The 14,246-nt window shown below is 69.7% G+C and carries 13 protein-coding genes; 8 read left to right on the top strand and 5 right to left on the bottom strand.

The window, feature by feature from the left end:
• Window positions 1-7: 7 nt before the first annotated feature.
• Together AC1Z4A_RS02305 and AC1Z4A_RS02300 are read right to left on the bottom strand one after the other, a co-directional pair.
• Window positions 8-1,192, bottom strand: a complete 1,185-nt coding sequence (locus AC1Z4A_RS02305) for a serine hydrolase domain-containing protein (protein ID WP_483676127.1) — start codon at window positions 1,190-1,192, stop codon at window positions 8-10.
• Window positions 1,193-1,495: 303 nt separating this feature from the next.
• Window positions 1,496-1,867, bottom strand: coding sequence for a hypothetical protein (locus AC1Z4A_RS02300; protein ID WP_483676126.1), 372 nt, complete (start codon window positions 1,865-1,867; stop codon window positions 1,496-1,498).
• Window positions 1,868-1,992: 125 nt separating this feature from the next.
• On the opposite strand from AC1Z4A_RS02300, the gene AC1Z4A_RS02295 reads away from it, so the two are divergent.
• Window positions 1,993-2,736 carry an XRE family transcriptional regulator gene (locus AC1Z4A_RS02295; RefSeq protein WP_483676125.1) on the top strand — a complete coding sequence of 248 codons (744 nt, stop codon included), beginning with the start codon at window positions 1,993-1,995 and terminating at the stop codon, window positions 2,734-2,736.
• Between the two features lie 71 nt (window positions 2,737-2,807).
• Here the strand turns inward: AC1Z4A_RS02295 and AC1Z4A_RS02290 are convergent, their stop codons facing one another.
• Both AC1Z4A_RS02290 and AC1Z4A_RS02285 read right to left on the bottom strand, forming a co-directional pair.
• Window positions 2,808-3,284 (bottom strand): N-acetyltransferase family protein, encoded by a 477-nt coding sequence (locus tag AC1Z4A_RS02290; RefSeq protein ID WP_483676124.1) that lies wholly within the window; start codon window positions 3,282-3,284, stop codon window positions 2,808-2,810.
• 53 nt (window positions 3,285-3,337) lie between these two features.
• Window positions 3,338-3,670 carry a MazG-like family protein gene (locus AC1Z4A_RS02285; RefSeq protein ID WP_483676123.1) on the bottom strand — a complete coding sequence of 111 codons (333 nt, stop codon included), beginning with the start codon at window positions 3,668-3,670 and terminating at the stop codon, window positions 3,338-3,340.
• A gap of 325 nt (window positions 3,671-3,995) precedes the next feature.
• On the opposite strand from AC1Z4A_RS02285, the gene AC1Z4A_RS02280 reads away from it, so the two are divergent.
• From AC1Z4A_RS02280 to AC1Z4A_RS02260, 5 genes are all read left to right on the top strand, one after another.
• A complete protein-coding gene (locus AC1Z4A_RS02280; RefSeq protein ID WP_483676122.1) occupies window positions 3,996-5,249 on the top strand; it encodes a DUF1266 domain-containing protein in 1,254 nt (417 codons plus the stop codon).
• Between the two features lie 597 nt (window positions 5,250-5,846).
• A complete protein-coding gene (locus AC1Z4A_RS02275; RefSeq protein WP_483676121.1) occupies window positions 5,847-7,919 on the top strand; it encodes an RICIN domain-containing protein in 2,073 nt (690 codons plus the stop codon).
• 73 nt (window positions 7,920-7,992) lie between these two features.
• On the top strand, window positions 7,993-8,589 hold the full coding sequence (locus AC1Z4A_RS02270) for a hypothetical protein (protein ID WP_483676120.1): 597 nt from the start codon (window positions 7,993-7,995) through the stop codon (window positions 8,587-8,589).
• A gap of 103 nt (window positions 8,590-8,692) precedes the next feature.
• Window positions 8,693-9,487: a papain-like cysteine protease family protein gene (locus tag AC1Z4A_RS02265; RefSeq protein WP_483676119.1), complete on the top strand. Its 795-nt coding sequence runs from the start codon at window positions 8,693-8,695 to the stop codon at window positions 9,485-9,487.
• A gap of 12 nt (window positions 9,488-9,499) precedes the next feature.
• On the top strand, window positions 9,500-10,387 hold the full coding sequence (locus AC1Z4A_RS02260; protein ID WP_483676118.1) for a hypothetical protein: 888 nt from the start codon (window positions 9,500-9,502) through the stop codon (window positions 10,385-10,387).
• Window positions 10,388-10,542: 155 nt separating this feature from the next.
• Here the strand turns inward: AC1Z4A_RS02260 and AC1Z4A_RS02255 are convergent, their stop codons facing one another.
• Complete coding sequence (locus AC1Z4A_RS02255) at window positions 10,543-12,120, bottom strand: hypothetical protein (RefSeq protein WP_483676117.1); 1,578 nt, start codon at window positions 12,118-12,120, stop codon at window positions 10,543-10,545.
• Between the two features lie 321 nt (window positions 12,121-12,441).
• Here AC1Z4A_RS02255 and AC1Z4A_RS02250 point away from each other — a divergent pair, with 321 nt between their 5' ends.
• A complete protein-coding gene (locus tag AC1Z4A_RS02250; protein ID WP_323187110.1) occupies window positions 12,442-12,804 on the top strand; it encodes a MarR family winged helix-turn-helix transcriptional regulator in 363 nt (120 codons plus the stop codon).
• Window positions 12,801-14,234 carry an MFS transporter gene (locus AC1Z4A_RS02245; RefSeq protein WP_483676115.1) on the top strand — a complete coding sequence of 478 codons (1,434 nt, stop codon included), beginning with the start codon at window positions 12,801-12,803 and terminating at the stop codon, window positions 14,232-14,234. Before AC1Z4A_RS02250 ends, AC1Z4A_RS02245 begins: the two co-directional genes overlap by 4 nt.
• Window positions 14,235-14,246: the final 12 nt, after the last annotated feature.

The following is a 14,246-nucleotide window of genomic DNA, read 5'->3' as shown; positions in this document are numbered from 1 at the left end:
CGGCCGATTACTGCGGTCGGCGCGACATCTTCGAGATCGTCTCCGACCGGGGATTGCAGAAGGCAGGTTCCAGGGTATTCATCAACCCCCGCGTCACCGCCCCATTGTTGGACGCATTGGCAAAGGCCACGACCGTCCGCCCGCCGTCACGCGTCGCGTACGACTGGGTCTGGTAGCCCTGGACGATGCCGTCGTGGCCGTAGACCTTTCCGCAGGACAGCGAGACCTCGCGGAGACCCAGCCCGTAGTTCATGTTCGTCGTGGGGGTCGGCAGCGCGCTCGTCATCTGCTGGAGCGACTCGTCGGAGACCAGTCCGCCGGAGCTGCCCGCGACGAGAGCCGTGAGGAAGTGGTCCATGTCCGTGGCCGAGGAGATGACGGCGCCCGCGCTCCAGATCCATGAGCCGTTCTGCTCGGTGGAGTCCAGCAGTGGCTTGGCGCGGTCGTCGTTCGTCAGGTAGCCGGTCACATGAGGGCCGGCGATGGTTTTGGCGGGGACTACGAAGGAGGTTTGGGTCAGGCCCAGTGGCTCGATGATCTGCTCGCGCAGGACGTCCGCGTACCGGCTGCCGGTGATGTGCTCGATCGCCATGCCCATGAGCACGAAATCGGTGTTCGAGTACGCGTACTGCGTGCCCGGTGTGTATTGCAGGCCGTGCTCCAGCGACAACGCCACGAGGTCGGCGGGCTCGTAGACCGTATTGCGAATGCGCTTCTCGAACGCAGCCGTCGTTTCTTCGCCCGGCTGCCCCAGCAAGTCGTCGGTGTAGTCGTAGAGTCCGGCACGGTGCTGCATCACTTGCCGGGCGGTCATGTTCCAGTCGTCCGGCAAGGTTCCGGGCGGGAGGAAGTTGCGCAGTGGGGCGTCCAGGTCGATGCTGCCCTGTTCCGCCAGGCGCATCACCAGGACAGCGGTGAACATCTTCGAATTGCTGCCCACCCGGAAGCGCCAGTCAGCGTTCATCGGGGTTCCGTCCAGGTCGGCCATGCCGACGGCGACCGTACGTCCGTGATCGGAATCGCCGTGATCCCGGATGACTGCGAACGCCCCCGGCGCCCCCGCAGCAACTGTGCGCTCCAGCGCGTCGCGGACCCCGTCCGCATCTGCTGCCGCGAGGGCCGGACCCGGCGGATCGGCCACCGCATGGGTCGTCCCCATGGTTGCCGCCAACACCACACTGGCCGCGGCCACGGCCGCTGACCGCACGAACCACCCAGTTCTCATCGTGAGAAGTTCCCACAACACTCAGTCAATGGGAACAACCACGTCCCTGCGCGTGCCCCGCCACCGCCCGCCGTCCCGGTGCCGGACTGGGTGACACGGTCTGCGCGATGGACAGTCGTCGCGCTTGAGGGAGTCCGGGAAGCTATGGCGGCGCTGTTCGCCGGGGGCCTATGCGCTTCACTTCCCAGACGTCAGCGGATGGCGTCCCTGGCCCGGTGGGCTATTGCGTGCTGGGGTCCGTTCGCAGCGCGTGAACGGGCCCAGCGCAATTCAAGCCGGATGCGCCTCGCGCAGGTGAATCCCCATGGCGGTGGTCAGGCGGGTCGCCTCTTGCCGATCGCCGGCTTCGAGGGCCCGGTATCTGCGGTGCCTGATCTCCCAGCACGTTTCGCACCGGGGACGCGGTGGCACGGCTTCGGTGTAGCCGCGCCCTTGCCTGCTGCGCTCGTTGGCGTCGGCAACCTTCGCGTGGAGCGCGTCAGCGGCGGTTGCGGGACCGATGTCGCAGGGTAGGGCCTCCCACTCCCGGCCGCCGCCGGGAGCGCGCAGGAGGATGCGTCCATCCGCTTTGGCCAAGACCTCGCCTACGCGGTCACGGCGGACGTCGAGGACGAGGGCGCCGACGGCCGGAAGTTCCGTCATCGGACAACCTCCCGCCAGGGACGGATGTCGATGCCAAGCAAGGACAGTTGAGCCGTTCAGACGCTACCGTCGAAGAACGCCCAAACGTCCCTGGGGGAGCCTTGAACCTGGCGCTACGATCAGCTATGGAGTCCGCCGGTCTGTCCCCCAGACAGCTCGCGGTCCGCGTTGGCGTCTCCGGCAAGACCGTAGAACGGTGGGTTGCCGATGAAGAGTTGATCCCGCACGCCAGAAACCGAGAAGACGCCTCGATGGCGTTGGGAGTGGAGTCGGCGATGTTGTGGCCGAAGGCGGTCAGGGACCGGTTGAAGACCGGAAACGACCAGGAGATCGTTCACAGCTACCCGTATCGGTCCGCGTGCCCGTCGACGGCGTGGGGCGACCTCATTGCCGATGCGACCAGCGACTTGTTCTTCGGCGGGTACACGTCCTACTTCCTGTGGACCCATGTGCCCGCTCTGCCCGAGGTACTGCGCAGCAAGGCGGCTGAGGGCTGTCGAGTCCGCTTCCTGATCGGCGATCCCGCGGGTGCCGTGACCCGTCAGCGGGAAGAGATCGAGGACGTGGCCATGGCCGTATCCACGCGCATCAGGACAACCCTCGAACAGTTGGCCAGGATGGGCGAGACGGAAGGTCTGGAAGCAAGGATTTCCGCCCCCGCCGACGCGACCAACCACATCTCGCTCTCCGTTTTCCGTTTCGACGACGAAGCACTCGTCACACCGCACCTCGCCAGGCTCGTCGGCCATGACTCACCGCTACTGCATCTGCGCCGACGGGGCGACCAGGGGATGTTCTCGCGCTTTGCGGAACATGCCGAGGAGCTGTGGTCCCGAGGCATGCCCATCAGGTCTGCTGCGGCCACGTAATGGTCACAAGCCGGCATCGTCGTCCCGTCAGTGGCGCTGCTGCTCGATGACGGATACGGCCCTAAGAGCCCCTAAAGCGCGAGTTTGAACCCTTCGTGGCTGCGTGCGAAGCCCAGTGCAGCATAGAAGCGGTGTGCGCCCTCACGCTGCTTGTTGCTGGTCAGCTGCACCAGCACGCAGCCACGCGAGCGTGCCCTCGTGATCGTGTGCGCCATCAAGGTCCGGCCGAGCCCGTCCCCACGCCGGTCCGCGCGGATCCGCACCGCTTCGACCAGGGCGCGCTCGGCGCCGCCCTTGCCAAGTCCCGGGACGTACGTCGCCTGCAGGCACCCCACCACCGTGCCGCCGTCGTCCACCAGGACCAGCATTTCGTTGCGCGGGTCCGCATCGATCGCCACGAAGGCACGCTCATACGCCTCCGTCACCACAACCGTCGCCGGGTCCACCACCTGCTCCTCATCGGCGAGCAGGGCCAGTACCGCAGGCAGATCGGCACGGGTCGCGGGGCGCAAGATATGAGCAGGCGTGGGCTCAGTGACAGCAGACATGGCACAGACCCTAACTGGCCCCTCGCCGGGGGACTTCAGTCCCCATCCCGTGATCACGACTCCGCACAGGCCCTAGAGCCGAGTGACCGTTCTGCGACGTGCGCGAGTCTGTTTTCGAAAACCTTCGCGGCGTCCGGAGTGATCGTCCGGAGGGCGACCATACTCGTGAGGATCACGTCGCAGAGTTCCGTCTGCACGTCTTCCCAGGTGTGGCTGTTGCCCTTGCGCGGGTTGGAACCTGCGACGCCGTGGATCGCCTCGGCGACTTCACCGGCCTCTTCGCTGATCTTCAGTACACGCAGCAAACGCGCCATGTCCGGTGAGACGGTGCTTTCTGTGTCGAGCCAATCAACGAGCTGCTCGACGGTGTCCCAGGTCTCTTGCACGGCGGCGCTCCGGTTTCTTGTTCTGCGGTCATACGGTCTCAATGCGGGACGTTACCGGGGGAGACCGGTATGGCGGCAGCGATCCGTGCAGCTACATCTGACAGGGGTGGTGTCAGTGTGCGGCGGCCGCGCGGTGGACGCCTTCGGTGTGCCGAGTGCGCTGCGGGTAGGCGGGGTCCTGGCCCTGCTGGCCACGGCGCTGTTGGCCGGTATCAGGGTCGGGGGCCCCGGGCCCCGGCCGCGGGTAAGCCGCAGGTACCGTACCTGCGCGATCTTGAGGTCGTCAGCAGGACGACCGAGCAGTACGGAAGGAATCCAGAGCCCCATGCAGACGGCTGCCGAAGACGAGGACCACGACGAAGTCTTCCCCTCCGTCCCGGTCCCCGAAGACGGCAGCCGCTGGCAGGCGCCCACCGACGTGGAGCAGCACCTGTACAAGCTGGCCCGGTCCGGCAACGCACTGGCCTACCTGCGCACCCTCGCCATCGAGGGCGTCTACTACCCGGTGCTGCTCGAAGCCGCACAGGCCGCGGGCGAGGAGGACTACCCCTTCCTGACCACCCCGCTGCCCGACGGGCGCATCGCGGCCCAGGTCTACACCGCGGGGCTGCTGCCGCGGCCGCACCCGCACCTGGTCTACGAGTACGCGACCCTCGGCGGGCTCGCCCGGATCCTCCCCGACGACGTGGCCGTCCTCGCGGTCAACTCGGACACGCCCTGCGAGGAGATCTTCACCGTCGACGAGGGCGAACGGGAGGTCTGGATCGACCTGCACGACGAGCTGTTCGAGCCCGACGGCCTGGGCGACCGTGTGGTGACCCGCCGTACGGGCGCCCAGGCGACCGGCCCGCTGCTGCACGGCCTCGCCTGCGGCGCCCACCTGTGCTTCCAGAACGGTGACGCCTGGAACACCCCGCACTGGCACGGCATGGGCTACCGGGGCGAGGCCGAGCGGATCAGCGGCGGCTGGGGTGTCAACGGGCGCAGCGACTGGTTCGAGATGCAGGAGCGGCTGCTCACCCTCGATGTGAGCCCCTGGTACTGGGACTTCGTTCTCGGAGCCCGGGTCGCGCTCGTTCGGGGCCGGGCCGGCGGCGTCGATCCGCAGCAGTGGCGCGCCCTCGTCGAGGCCGAGCTGCGGGCCCGTGCCCGGGAGAACGGCAGCGCCACCGGCGACCCCGACTTCGCCGAGTTCGTCGGGCACCTGCGCAGCCTGGTGGGGGAGATCCTGCGGTACGAGGCGCGGTTCCGCGCCGACGGGCTCCTGCCGCCGGACGGCTTCGTGTGCTCGGTCGCCGCCTGGGACATCGGCCGCGGCTCCAAGATGGCCCGCTGGGGCCGGGGCGCCCGGTATGCCACGGAGGCCGAGATGCACGCCGCCCTCGAGCGCGCCTCCGAGGCCGCGCGGGGCGTGTACGGCTCGTGGGAGGAGTTCTCCGCGGGCTATGTGCTCGGGCGCTGCCTGCACTTCGACGAGGAGCACTTCGGCACCTGGTACACGGACGTCCTCCACGCGCACCACGCCTTGCTGCGTGACCCGGAGAGCCCGTGGCGCACCGTGCCGTTCGGCGGCGTCTAATTCGGGTCGGCCCCGGCGTCGGCTCCGGCGCCGTACGGGTGCGGGCCGACCGACCGCATCCGTCGTTCGGCGAGAACTGAATCGAATGCCGCGTTGACCCGAACTCTCGGGCGCGCGTGCCGCTTTGCGCGTGAGCTGTGTGCCAGAGGGGCGGGGGAGCCAATGTGTTCCCCCGCCCCTCCGCGCGTATCCCCCTCACCATAAGCCGTCCTTAGGGGCACCTTAAAGAATTCCTCGGTGACGTGATCATGGGTGACCTCCCCACCACACAGTGCATTTGCACACAACCGGACCCCCTCGTTCCGTGATAACGATCTTATTAAGGGGCGGTGCGAAAATTGCCCTCCACTTGGAATAGACCTTTTGTTTCCGGCCGGTAAGTGCCGGGTGTTGCCTGCTCAGTTGATGGAACGTCAAATCGTTTCCTGTGCCACCTATCTGGTGATGCATCCGTCCTGTCGCCGTGACTTCGGCACTGTCTGACGCGGCGTCTGTTCTGGCACACTTCCGGCCACCCACCATTCCCCCCACAGGAAATGAGGTACGGTCTTGTCCGGACGCAGAAGACAGGTTCGTCAACGGCGGCGAAAACCCGCCATGTTGGCCGCCGCGGTCGCCGTCACAGCAGGAGCGCTCGCCGGTGCGGCGGTATTCGGCGGCGTCTTCGACCACGGGACGTCCCAGCCGTCGGCCGTCACCGCCCAGGCGGTGGCAGACAGCCCGGCATCGGCCCCCGCACACGACAAGACGCCCGAGCCGGTGACCCGAATACCCGGCGACGACCGTGCACACGGGCTCGTCTACAAGGGCCTCGATCCCGCCCCGAAGGGCGACCGCTGCGCGGGCGTCCTGCGGACCGCGGACGGACGGTGTACGCACGGGCCCGACAAGCCGCCCAAGGGCGTGGACATCACCAAGGACACCGCGCCCGTCGCGAAGACGCAGGACATCGCCGATACCCCGGACAAGTCCGGAACGGCCGACGACGGCAAGTCGGACGGCAAGTCGGACGGCAAGCCCGACGACAAGTCCTCGGACAAGCCCTCCGACAAGGGTTCCGAGACGCCCTCCGCCGGCACCACGGCCTCCGTCGACGCCCGCCAGGCGGGCACCGCCGCCGCCAAGACCCCGCCCGCCGCTCCCAAACAGGGCGTCGCGAGCGGCAAGAGCGCGCCCGCCGGGCAGGCCGTCCAGTGCGATGGCGACGGCACCACCGGCAATCGTGTGCAGGTCGTCTACGCGCATGGACCCGGCAACGACCGGTACGCCGAGTACCTGGCCTCCTTCCGCAAGTGGGCCGCCGACGCCGACACCATCTACTTCGCCAGCGCGCAGGAGACCGGCGGCATCCGGCACATTCGGTTTGTGACCGGCGCCGACTGCACCCCGTCCGTGCTCAACGTCGAGGTGTCCGACTCGGCCATGTCGGAGTTCGGCGCGCTGAACTCCGCGCTCGCGCAGAAAGGTTTCGACCGGCGCGACCGCAAGTACATGATCTTCGCGGACGCCAAGGTCTACTGCGGCATCGGCACCTTCAACGGCGACGAGCGCGCGGATTCCAGCAACCTCAGCAACTTCGGCCCCTCCTACGGCCGTACGGACTCCGGGTGCTGGAGCGGCTCGACCGCCGCGCACGAGTTGGGGCACAACCTCGGGGCGGTCAACAACAGCGCGCCCAACAGCAGCCGCGCCGCGCACTGCACCGACGAGTGGGACGTCATGTGCTACTCGGACGCGCCGTACTACCCGGCGATGCGCACCGTCTGCCCGGACCGCGGCCACGACGAGCGCCTGGACTGCAACCACGACGACTACTTCCACACCAACCCGCAGCCGGGCAGCTACCTCGCCACCCACTGGAACGTGGCGAACAACCAGTTCCTGATGACCGGCAACGGCACCAAGCCCGACCCCGGTCCGTCCCCCACGCCCACGCCCACGCCCACCCCGACGCCGAAGCCGACCGGCAGCACCGGACCGTCGACCGGGCCCGTACCGGTCGTCGGACAGCTGACGTCCGACTCGGCCGTCGTCAGCTGGCCTGCGGCGCCCTCCGCCGCCTGGTACCAGCTGCTGCTCAACGGCAGCCACCTGGCCTGGGTCCAGCCGAACTCGGCGCGGATCTACAACCTGCACCCCGACACCGACTACACGGTCGCCGTCGCCGTGCGCGACACGGCCGGGCACGACACCAAGCCCGGACGCACGGTGAAGTTCCACACCCCGGCCGTGGGCAGCACGGCCAAGCCCGGTGCGCGGTACACGCTGACCAACGGGTACAGCGGGCTGGCGGCCGAGGTCTGGGGCGGCAAGACCGCGGACGGCACGGTGCTCGTCGGCTCCCAGCCCAACGGCTTCACGCCGCAGCAGTGGTACGTCGACGACACCGGCAGCGGCCATGTGCGCCTGCGCTCGGCCGTGTCCGGCAAGTGCCTCCAGCTCGGCGGCGAGGCACGGGCCGGCCAGTGGGTCGCCCAGCAGCCCTGCTCCGGCGCAGCCACCCAGCAGTGGCGGCTGGCCGGGTCCGGCGGCGGCCTGCGGGTGACGGCCGGGGACGGCTCGCTCGCCCTGGCCGTGAGCAAGCGGCCGTACTACGGGGCCTGGCTGCTCGAACTCCAGAACCCGGACGGCTCCGGCTACCAGGCCTGGACCCTCCAGAAGGCTGCCTGATCCGCACTCACCGGTGGCAGGGGCCCGTGCGGCGGACCCCTGCCACCTCTTCCCCCACCGGAGTCACACCCCCATGCCCGATCGCCGCTTCACGGCAGCAGCGGCCGTGCTCACCTGCCTGCTCGTCCTCGGGCCCGCGGCAGCGGCGCACGCCCACGGCGACAGCATCCGTCTCACCGTCACCGGCGTGTCCGACGGCCACCCGATCACCACGGCGAGCTGGGAGAACGACGGCGACCCCGTGGACGAGAAGGTCGCCGGCACCCTCACCGCCACCGCGGACGACGGCACCACCCTCGGCCCCTGGCGGTTCGTACCGGTCCCCGGCAAGACCGGTACCTTCACCACCGCCGAGGCGCTGCCCGCCGGCCGCTGGACCATCACGGCGCAGACGGCCTTCCCGGCGCTCGGCCGCGCCGAAACGCGTACCGAGGTGAGCCCGGCACCGGCGGGCGGCCCCACCGGCACACCGGCCGGACCGCCCGCCCCGTCGCGAACGTCCTCCGCCGCGCCGGCGGACGCGGCAGCCGACGCCCACTCCGCTTCAGGCTCCGACGACGGATCCGTGCCCGGTCCGGTGACTCTCGGCGTCACCGCCCTGGCCATCGCCGCCGTCGGCGTACCGACCGCGTTCTGGCTGCGCCGCCGCGGCGCCCGCCGGAACGTCTGACCGACCGAAGGAACCCCCCATGCGCAGACTCCGTTTGCCCGCTCGTACACCGGGTCGTATACCAGGTCGTACACCGGGCCGCAGAAAGACGCTTCTGTCCTCCGTGGCCGCCGTCCTGTCCGGCGGACTCCTGCTGAGCGCCGCCCCCCAGGCCCAGGCTGCCGCCACCGGCACGGTGGTCGGAGGACAGGGCAACTTCAGCACCGTCAACCAGCGTTCCCAGCCGTCCCTGTCCGCGAGCATCACCGGCACCTCACGAGTCGGCGACCGCATCTCGATGTCCTGCCGCACCACCGGCGACGTCGTGGAGAACAACTCCCGCTGGATCTGGTCCGGCACCTACTACCTCGCCGACGCCTTCATCCGGGAGGACACCGGCGGACTGCCGGTCTGCGGCTCCAGCCAGCCCGCCGGACAGAAGATCCTGAACATCAGCATGCAGAAGCAGGTCCGCGACCAGTGGTGCTGGGACGCCTCCGGCCTGACCATCGCCAACTACTGGGGCCATACCGGCTACAACCAGTACGACTTCTGCCGCCTCGCCGCCCAGGGCAACAGCGGGCTGGACTGCAACAACCGCCCCGCCACCCTCGACGACATGGCCAACGCCCTCTACAACATGGGCTTCAGCAACAGCGGCACCGACCTGTACCGCAACGCCTCCTTCAACGAGACCCGGAACGAGATCGCAGGCGGCCGCCCCTTCGCCGTCCGCATCGGCTGGACCTCCGGCGGCGGCCACATGAACGTCGTCTACGGCTACGACAGCAACAGCAACATGATCGCGGTCGGCGACCCCTGGCCCAGCACGCAGACCTACACCTGGTGGAACTACTCCGCCTACGCCGGAAACAACTCCTTCCGGTGGACCCACTCGCGCATCGGCATCCACGGCTAGGAGACCCCCACCATGCACCGCACGAACAGACGCGCCGCCACCACCCTGCTTGCGGCGGCCGCCGCCGCGGTCCTCTGCGGAACCGTTCCCGCGCACGCCGCCGACGGACCCGCCACCCCCACCTCGACCGACTACGCCACCGCTCAGCAGGTGCTGCGCTCCGGCCAGGTCCACGACACCGTCTCCCGCTTCCTGACGGCCGCCGAGAGCCGTACCCCGGCCCAGGCCTCCGGGGCGGACGGCGGCGCGGCGGGTGCCCCGCGCGGTCTTGTGCAGGCCCCCGCCGCCGCGCCCGGCTTCGACCTCAAGAAGCCGGTCCCGCTCTACGAGCTGGCGCCCGAATTCGTCACCGGCAAGACCCGGCCCACCGCCGGGTCGGCCCTGCGGATGTCCTACCTCGCCTCCCGCGTCTCGGCCGCCAACGGCCACCAGGCCGCCGTCCTGCTCGCTCCCGGACAGGGCGACAAGGCATGGCAACTGGCCGGCATCCGCGACGGGGACACGGACATCAGCGCCGCCGAGCGCGGCACGGACCAGGCCCAGACCTTCATGGAGCCGCAGCTCCACGCCTGGTACCGGCTGACCGGCGCCGGGTCCGTGGAACCCCTCAACAAGGAGGCGTCCGTGGCCCTCCGGGGCAAGCAGAGCGTGACCCTCGCCGCGTACCAGCAGCTCGTCACCAAGCGCTACGGCGACAAGCTCCCCGGCTCGGCCTACGACCGCAAGGGCCTGGCCGGCGGCTACGCCCAGGCCGAGGACGCGCCCGGGGCCCTTGCCGAGAGCCGCTCCGGCACGTCCACCGTCTCGGGCCCGTGGCTCGCCGCGGGCTCCGGCGGTGCCGCGCTGGCGGCCTCGGGTGCGGCGGTGGTGGTTCTGCGCCGGCGCCGCCGGACGGTCTGACGTCGGGCATCTGGCGGTCCGGTTCTCCCCTCTCCGTGGGGGGAGGGCCGGGCCGCCGGGCCAGGGCGCATCCTGAACCGTCGCCTTGTCTCCCGAAAAACACCGCGCCCCCTGCCAGTTTGCAGGCAGGGGGCGCGGTCGTTCAGGTGGTCAGGTCACTTGTTCCGGCACAATATGACACCCTCGCCGATGCCCTTGAACGCGCCCCTGAGCATGCCGATGGCAGCTCCTTCGGGGCCGCCGGTCAGAGTGCCCCAGAGACCTCCGGTGACGATGCTCTTGCCGATCTTCTCGGCCATGCACTTGTCGTGCTCGTCGCTGTTCTTGGAGGCGGGAGCGGCCATGAAGGAATTCGCCGCCGTCATCACCTTGGCGGCCTTCGCGGCGTCGGGGGTGGCGGAGGTGCCGCTGCCCAGGGAGAAGGTCGGGGGCGTGATCGTGCCGGTGACGGTGTCACCGGCGACGCCTTCGATGGTCTGGGTGACGGTGTTGCCGTTCACCGCGAGAACGACCTTGTGGGTCGTGCCGTTGGTGTCCGTGACGGTGCCGGGCTGCACCGTCGCGATCGTGCCGCCGTTGGCGTCGGTGACCTGGACACCGCCCTTGTAGGCGGTCAGCTTGGCGCCTTCGGGTACGTCCATGGTGCTCGACGCGGTCCTCGCGAGAGCGGCGGGCTTGTCGTCGGTGCTGCCGGTGCTGCTGCCGGGGGCCGTCGGGCTGGTATGGGCGACGTACATCGTGGACCCGGCCGTCGAGTTGATGACGGGGACGGTCACGGTCGCGTCAGTGGTCCACGGCTGGTTGTCGGTGTCGAAGGTCCACGTGCCGGTGACCTTCTTGCCGACTGCGGCGAAGTCGACCCATCCGTAGTTCTTGGACGGGACGTCGACCGCGATGCCGTTCACGGTGGTCTCGTCCGAGGTGTAGGTCTGTGTCGCGGTGAGCTGGCTGCTGATCATCGCCTGGACCGGGGTGGAGACACCGACGGAGGACGACAGGCCCGTGGAGAACGACTGTGCCCAGCCGGAGTGGTAGATCGTGGTGAAGACCTGCTTCATCGTGGCGCCGGTGTCGTTGTACCAGACCGACGAGGCGGGCTGACGGGGCAGGACTTCGGGCTGCCCTTCGGACTTTTGCGTCCACGAACAGGTGGCGGTCTTCTTGGAGCACAGGTCGGCGTAGTAGTCGAGGGCGAGCTGCCTGGCCTCGGCCGCCTTCGATGCGGGCACCGTCCATTCCTGGGACGCGCTGCCGTTGCAGACGTTGGGCTGGGCGAGGATCCCCCACAGGTGCAGGCCACCCCGGTTGTCCATGCACCATTCGGTGCCACTGCTGTCGTCGCGGCGGACGATGCCGAACGAGTTGGGCTTCCCGTCGACAGGGCGGAAGTGCCACTGCTCGCCGTCCTTGCCGCAGGACTGCTGTACGGCGGGCTGGGTGGCGTAGATGCACTTCCCGGAGGAGGTGCTGGCGATGTTGAACGTGCCGGGGGCGCTGAGCTTGATCAGCCGCCAGTTCGTGTAGTTGGTGCCGTCGGGGGTGACGGAGATCTGGTTTCCGTCGTTGTTGCCGGTCGCGTTGAGGGTGCCGTCGGTGTTGGTGAAGGTGTAGGCGTCGGTCGCGGCGGCTGCGGGGGTCGCGGTCGCGGCGAGGACGGGGGCGAGGAGGGTCAGGGCCAAGGCCGGCGCGGTGAGGAGTTTCGCGGCTCTTTTTATAGGTCTGTTCATGATCACTCTCGCAGTGGTGGTGGAGGACAGGACCGCATGGAACCGAGCGATGGAACCTAACCCCGGCCGATGAAATGACGATGAACTCGCCGGCGGGCCGTAGGAGCCGACGGGGCGAACGGGCACGGTGCTGCCGGTCCAGGGGGTTGAGGAACATCGCGCCGTGGGCGGGCGCGCGGGCCGCCATCCCATTTCCATAAACTATGAATATAAAAATGCTATGCTTCGAGCATGAGTCGTCAAGACACCGCTCCTGGCGCGTCCGCCGCCATCGGGGCAGCCCTCTACGGCCTGGCCACCAGGGCCGCGAGGCGCCTGCCCCGGGACATGAGCCTGACGTCCGCCGCCACCCTGGCCACCCTGGACCGGACCGGCCCGCGGCGCATCACCGATCTGGCCGCGGTCGAGGGCGTCACCCAGCCCGCGATGACCGCCCTGGTCCGGGTGATGGAGGAGTCCGGCCTGGTCGAGCGGCGGGGCGACGCGTCCGACAAGCGGGTCACGCTGGTGTGCCTGACCGAGGCCGGCGCCTCCTATGTCCGGACGCGGCGCCAGGCGGGCGTCCACGCGTTCGAGCGGTTGATCGGCGAGCTCACCGGCGACGAGGTCGAGGCGCTGGTGGCGGCCCTTCCGGCGCTGAAGCATCTGGCAGAGCTCGAAAGCCAGGACCGCGAAGGGCCGAAGCGGTGACCGGGCAGCCGGTCGGCGGGGTCCCGGTGAAGGCGTTCCCGGTGGCGCGTTCCGAGGCGCGGCTGCTGGTCCCCGCCCTGATGTTCATCGCTCTGGTCGTGGCGGCGGTCGGCAGCCTCGGGACGCCGCTCATCACCAGCGTGGCGACCTCGTTCCACGTGACGCTCGGCAGCGCGCAGTGGACGCTGACCGTCGCGCTGCTCAGCGGTGCCGTCGCCACGCCGGTCCTGGGCCGGCTCGGAGCCGGCCCGCACCGGCGGGCCACGATCCTCGCCACGCTGGCGGTTGTCGTCGCCGGCAGCGCGCTCACCGTGCTGCCGCTGCCGTTCGCGTGGCTGCTGGCCGGCAGGGCGGCCCAGGGCGTCGGGCTCGGGCTGACGGCGCTGATGATGGGCGTGGCCCGGGACCACCTCCCCGAGGAGCGCAGCGCGGCCGTGATCGCCCTGATCTCGGTGGTCTCGATCATCGGGGCCGGCGTCGGCTACCCGCTGGCCGCACTGCTCGCCGAGCTCGGCGGGGTACGGGCCGCCTACGGCCTCGGCCTGGTCGTCACCGCCGCCGCCCTCCTGACCGCGTGGCGCTCCATACCCGAAGCCCCCGAAGGCCGCTCCGCCCACGTGGACGTGGCAGGCGCGGTCGTCCTGGCCGCTGCGCTGCTCCTGGTGCTGATCCTCGCCGGCGAACGGAATCTGTGGAGCCGGCACCTCGCCGTGGCGGCGGGCCTCGCCGTCGTCGCGGTGGTGCTGCTCTGCGTCTGGGCCGTCATCGAGCTGCGCAGCACGACGCCCCTGGTCGATGTGCGGGCGGTGCGGCACCCGGCGGTCGCCGGGGCGAACCTCGCCATGTTCGTCGGCGGGATCGGCATGTACCTCCTGCTCACGCTCATCACCCGGTACGCGCAGACGCCGCACGGCGCCGGCTACGGCTTCGGGCTGACGACCTTCGTCGCCGGGCTGGTCCTCATCCCGTTCTCGGTGCTGGGGTTCGTCGCCGGCAAGCTCACGCCGCGGGTCCGGACGCGGATCGCCGACCCCCTGCTCCTGGCCGGCAGCGCCGTCGTGGTCGGCGGCGGGTTCGCCCTGTTCGCGGCGGCCCGGTCGGACCTGGCCGAACTGTTCGCGGCGATGGGCGTGCTCGGCTTCGGCGTCGGCGGCTTCTCGGCCGCGATGCCCGGCGTCATCCTGGCCGTCACCCACAAGAGCGAGACGTCGAGCGCCATGAGCTTCAACTACGTCGTCCGCAGCGTCGGGTACTCCCTGGGCAGTGCCATCGGCGGCCTGATCCTCGCCGCGGGCACCGGCCCCGGCCACCTCTTCCCCGACGACAGCGCCTTCACTACCGCGGCGCTGGTCGGCATCGGCGCCATGGCGATCACGACGCTGACAAGCCTTGCTCTCGCCCGCCGACGCTCGTCCGAGACCAACTCGTAAGTCAGATGCACT

The organism is Streptomyces sp. 17_S59 (assembly GCF_056930295.1).
This window is presented reverse-complemented; position numbering and strand designations above follow the sequence as displayed.

What these genes read in the sequence shown, in the direction of transcription:
- AC1Z4A_RS02300 (WP_483676126.1), bottom strand. Translation starts at nt 1,867, where the DNA reads ATGACGGAACTTCCGGCCGTCGGCGCCCTCGTCCTCGACGTCCGCCGT.
- AC1Z4A_RS02295 (WP_483676125.1), top strand. Translation starts at nt 1,993, where the DNA reads ATGGAGTCCGCCGGTCTGTCCCCCAGACAGCTCGCGGTCCGCGTTGGC.
- AC1Z4A_RS02290 (WP_483676124.1), bottom strand. Translation starts at nt 3,284, where the DNA reads ATGTCTGCTGTCACTGAGCCCACGCCTGCTCATATCTTGCGCCCCGCG.
- AC1Z4A_RS02280 (WP_483676122.1), top strand. Translation starts at nt 3,996, where the DNA reads ATGCAGACGGCTGCCGAAGACGAGGACCACGACGAAGTCTTCCCCTCC.
- AC1Z4A_RS02275 (WP_483676121.1), top strand. Translation starts at nt 5,847, where the DNA reads ATGTTGGCCGCCGCGGTCGCCGTCACAGCAGGAGCGCTCGCCGGTGCG.
- AC1Z4A_RS02270 (WP_483676120.1), top strand. Translation starts at nt 7,993, where the DNA reads ATGCCCGATCGCCGCTTCACGGCAGCAGCGGCCGTGCTCACCTGCCTG.
- AC1Z4A_RS02260 (WP_483676118.1), top strand. Translation starts at nt 9,500, where the DNA reads ATGCACCGCACGAACAGACGCGCCGCCACCACCCTGCTTGCGGCGGCC.
- AC1Z4A_RS02250 (WP_323187110.1), top strand. Translation starts at nt 12,442, where the DNA reads ATGAGCCTGACGTCCGCCGCCACCCTGGCCACCCTGGACCGGACCGGC.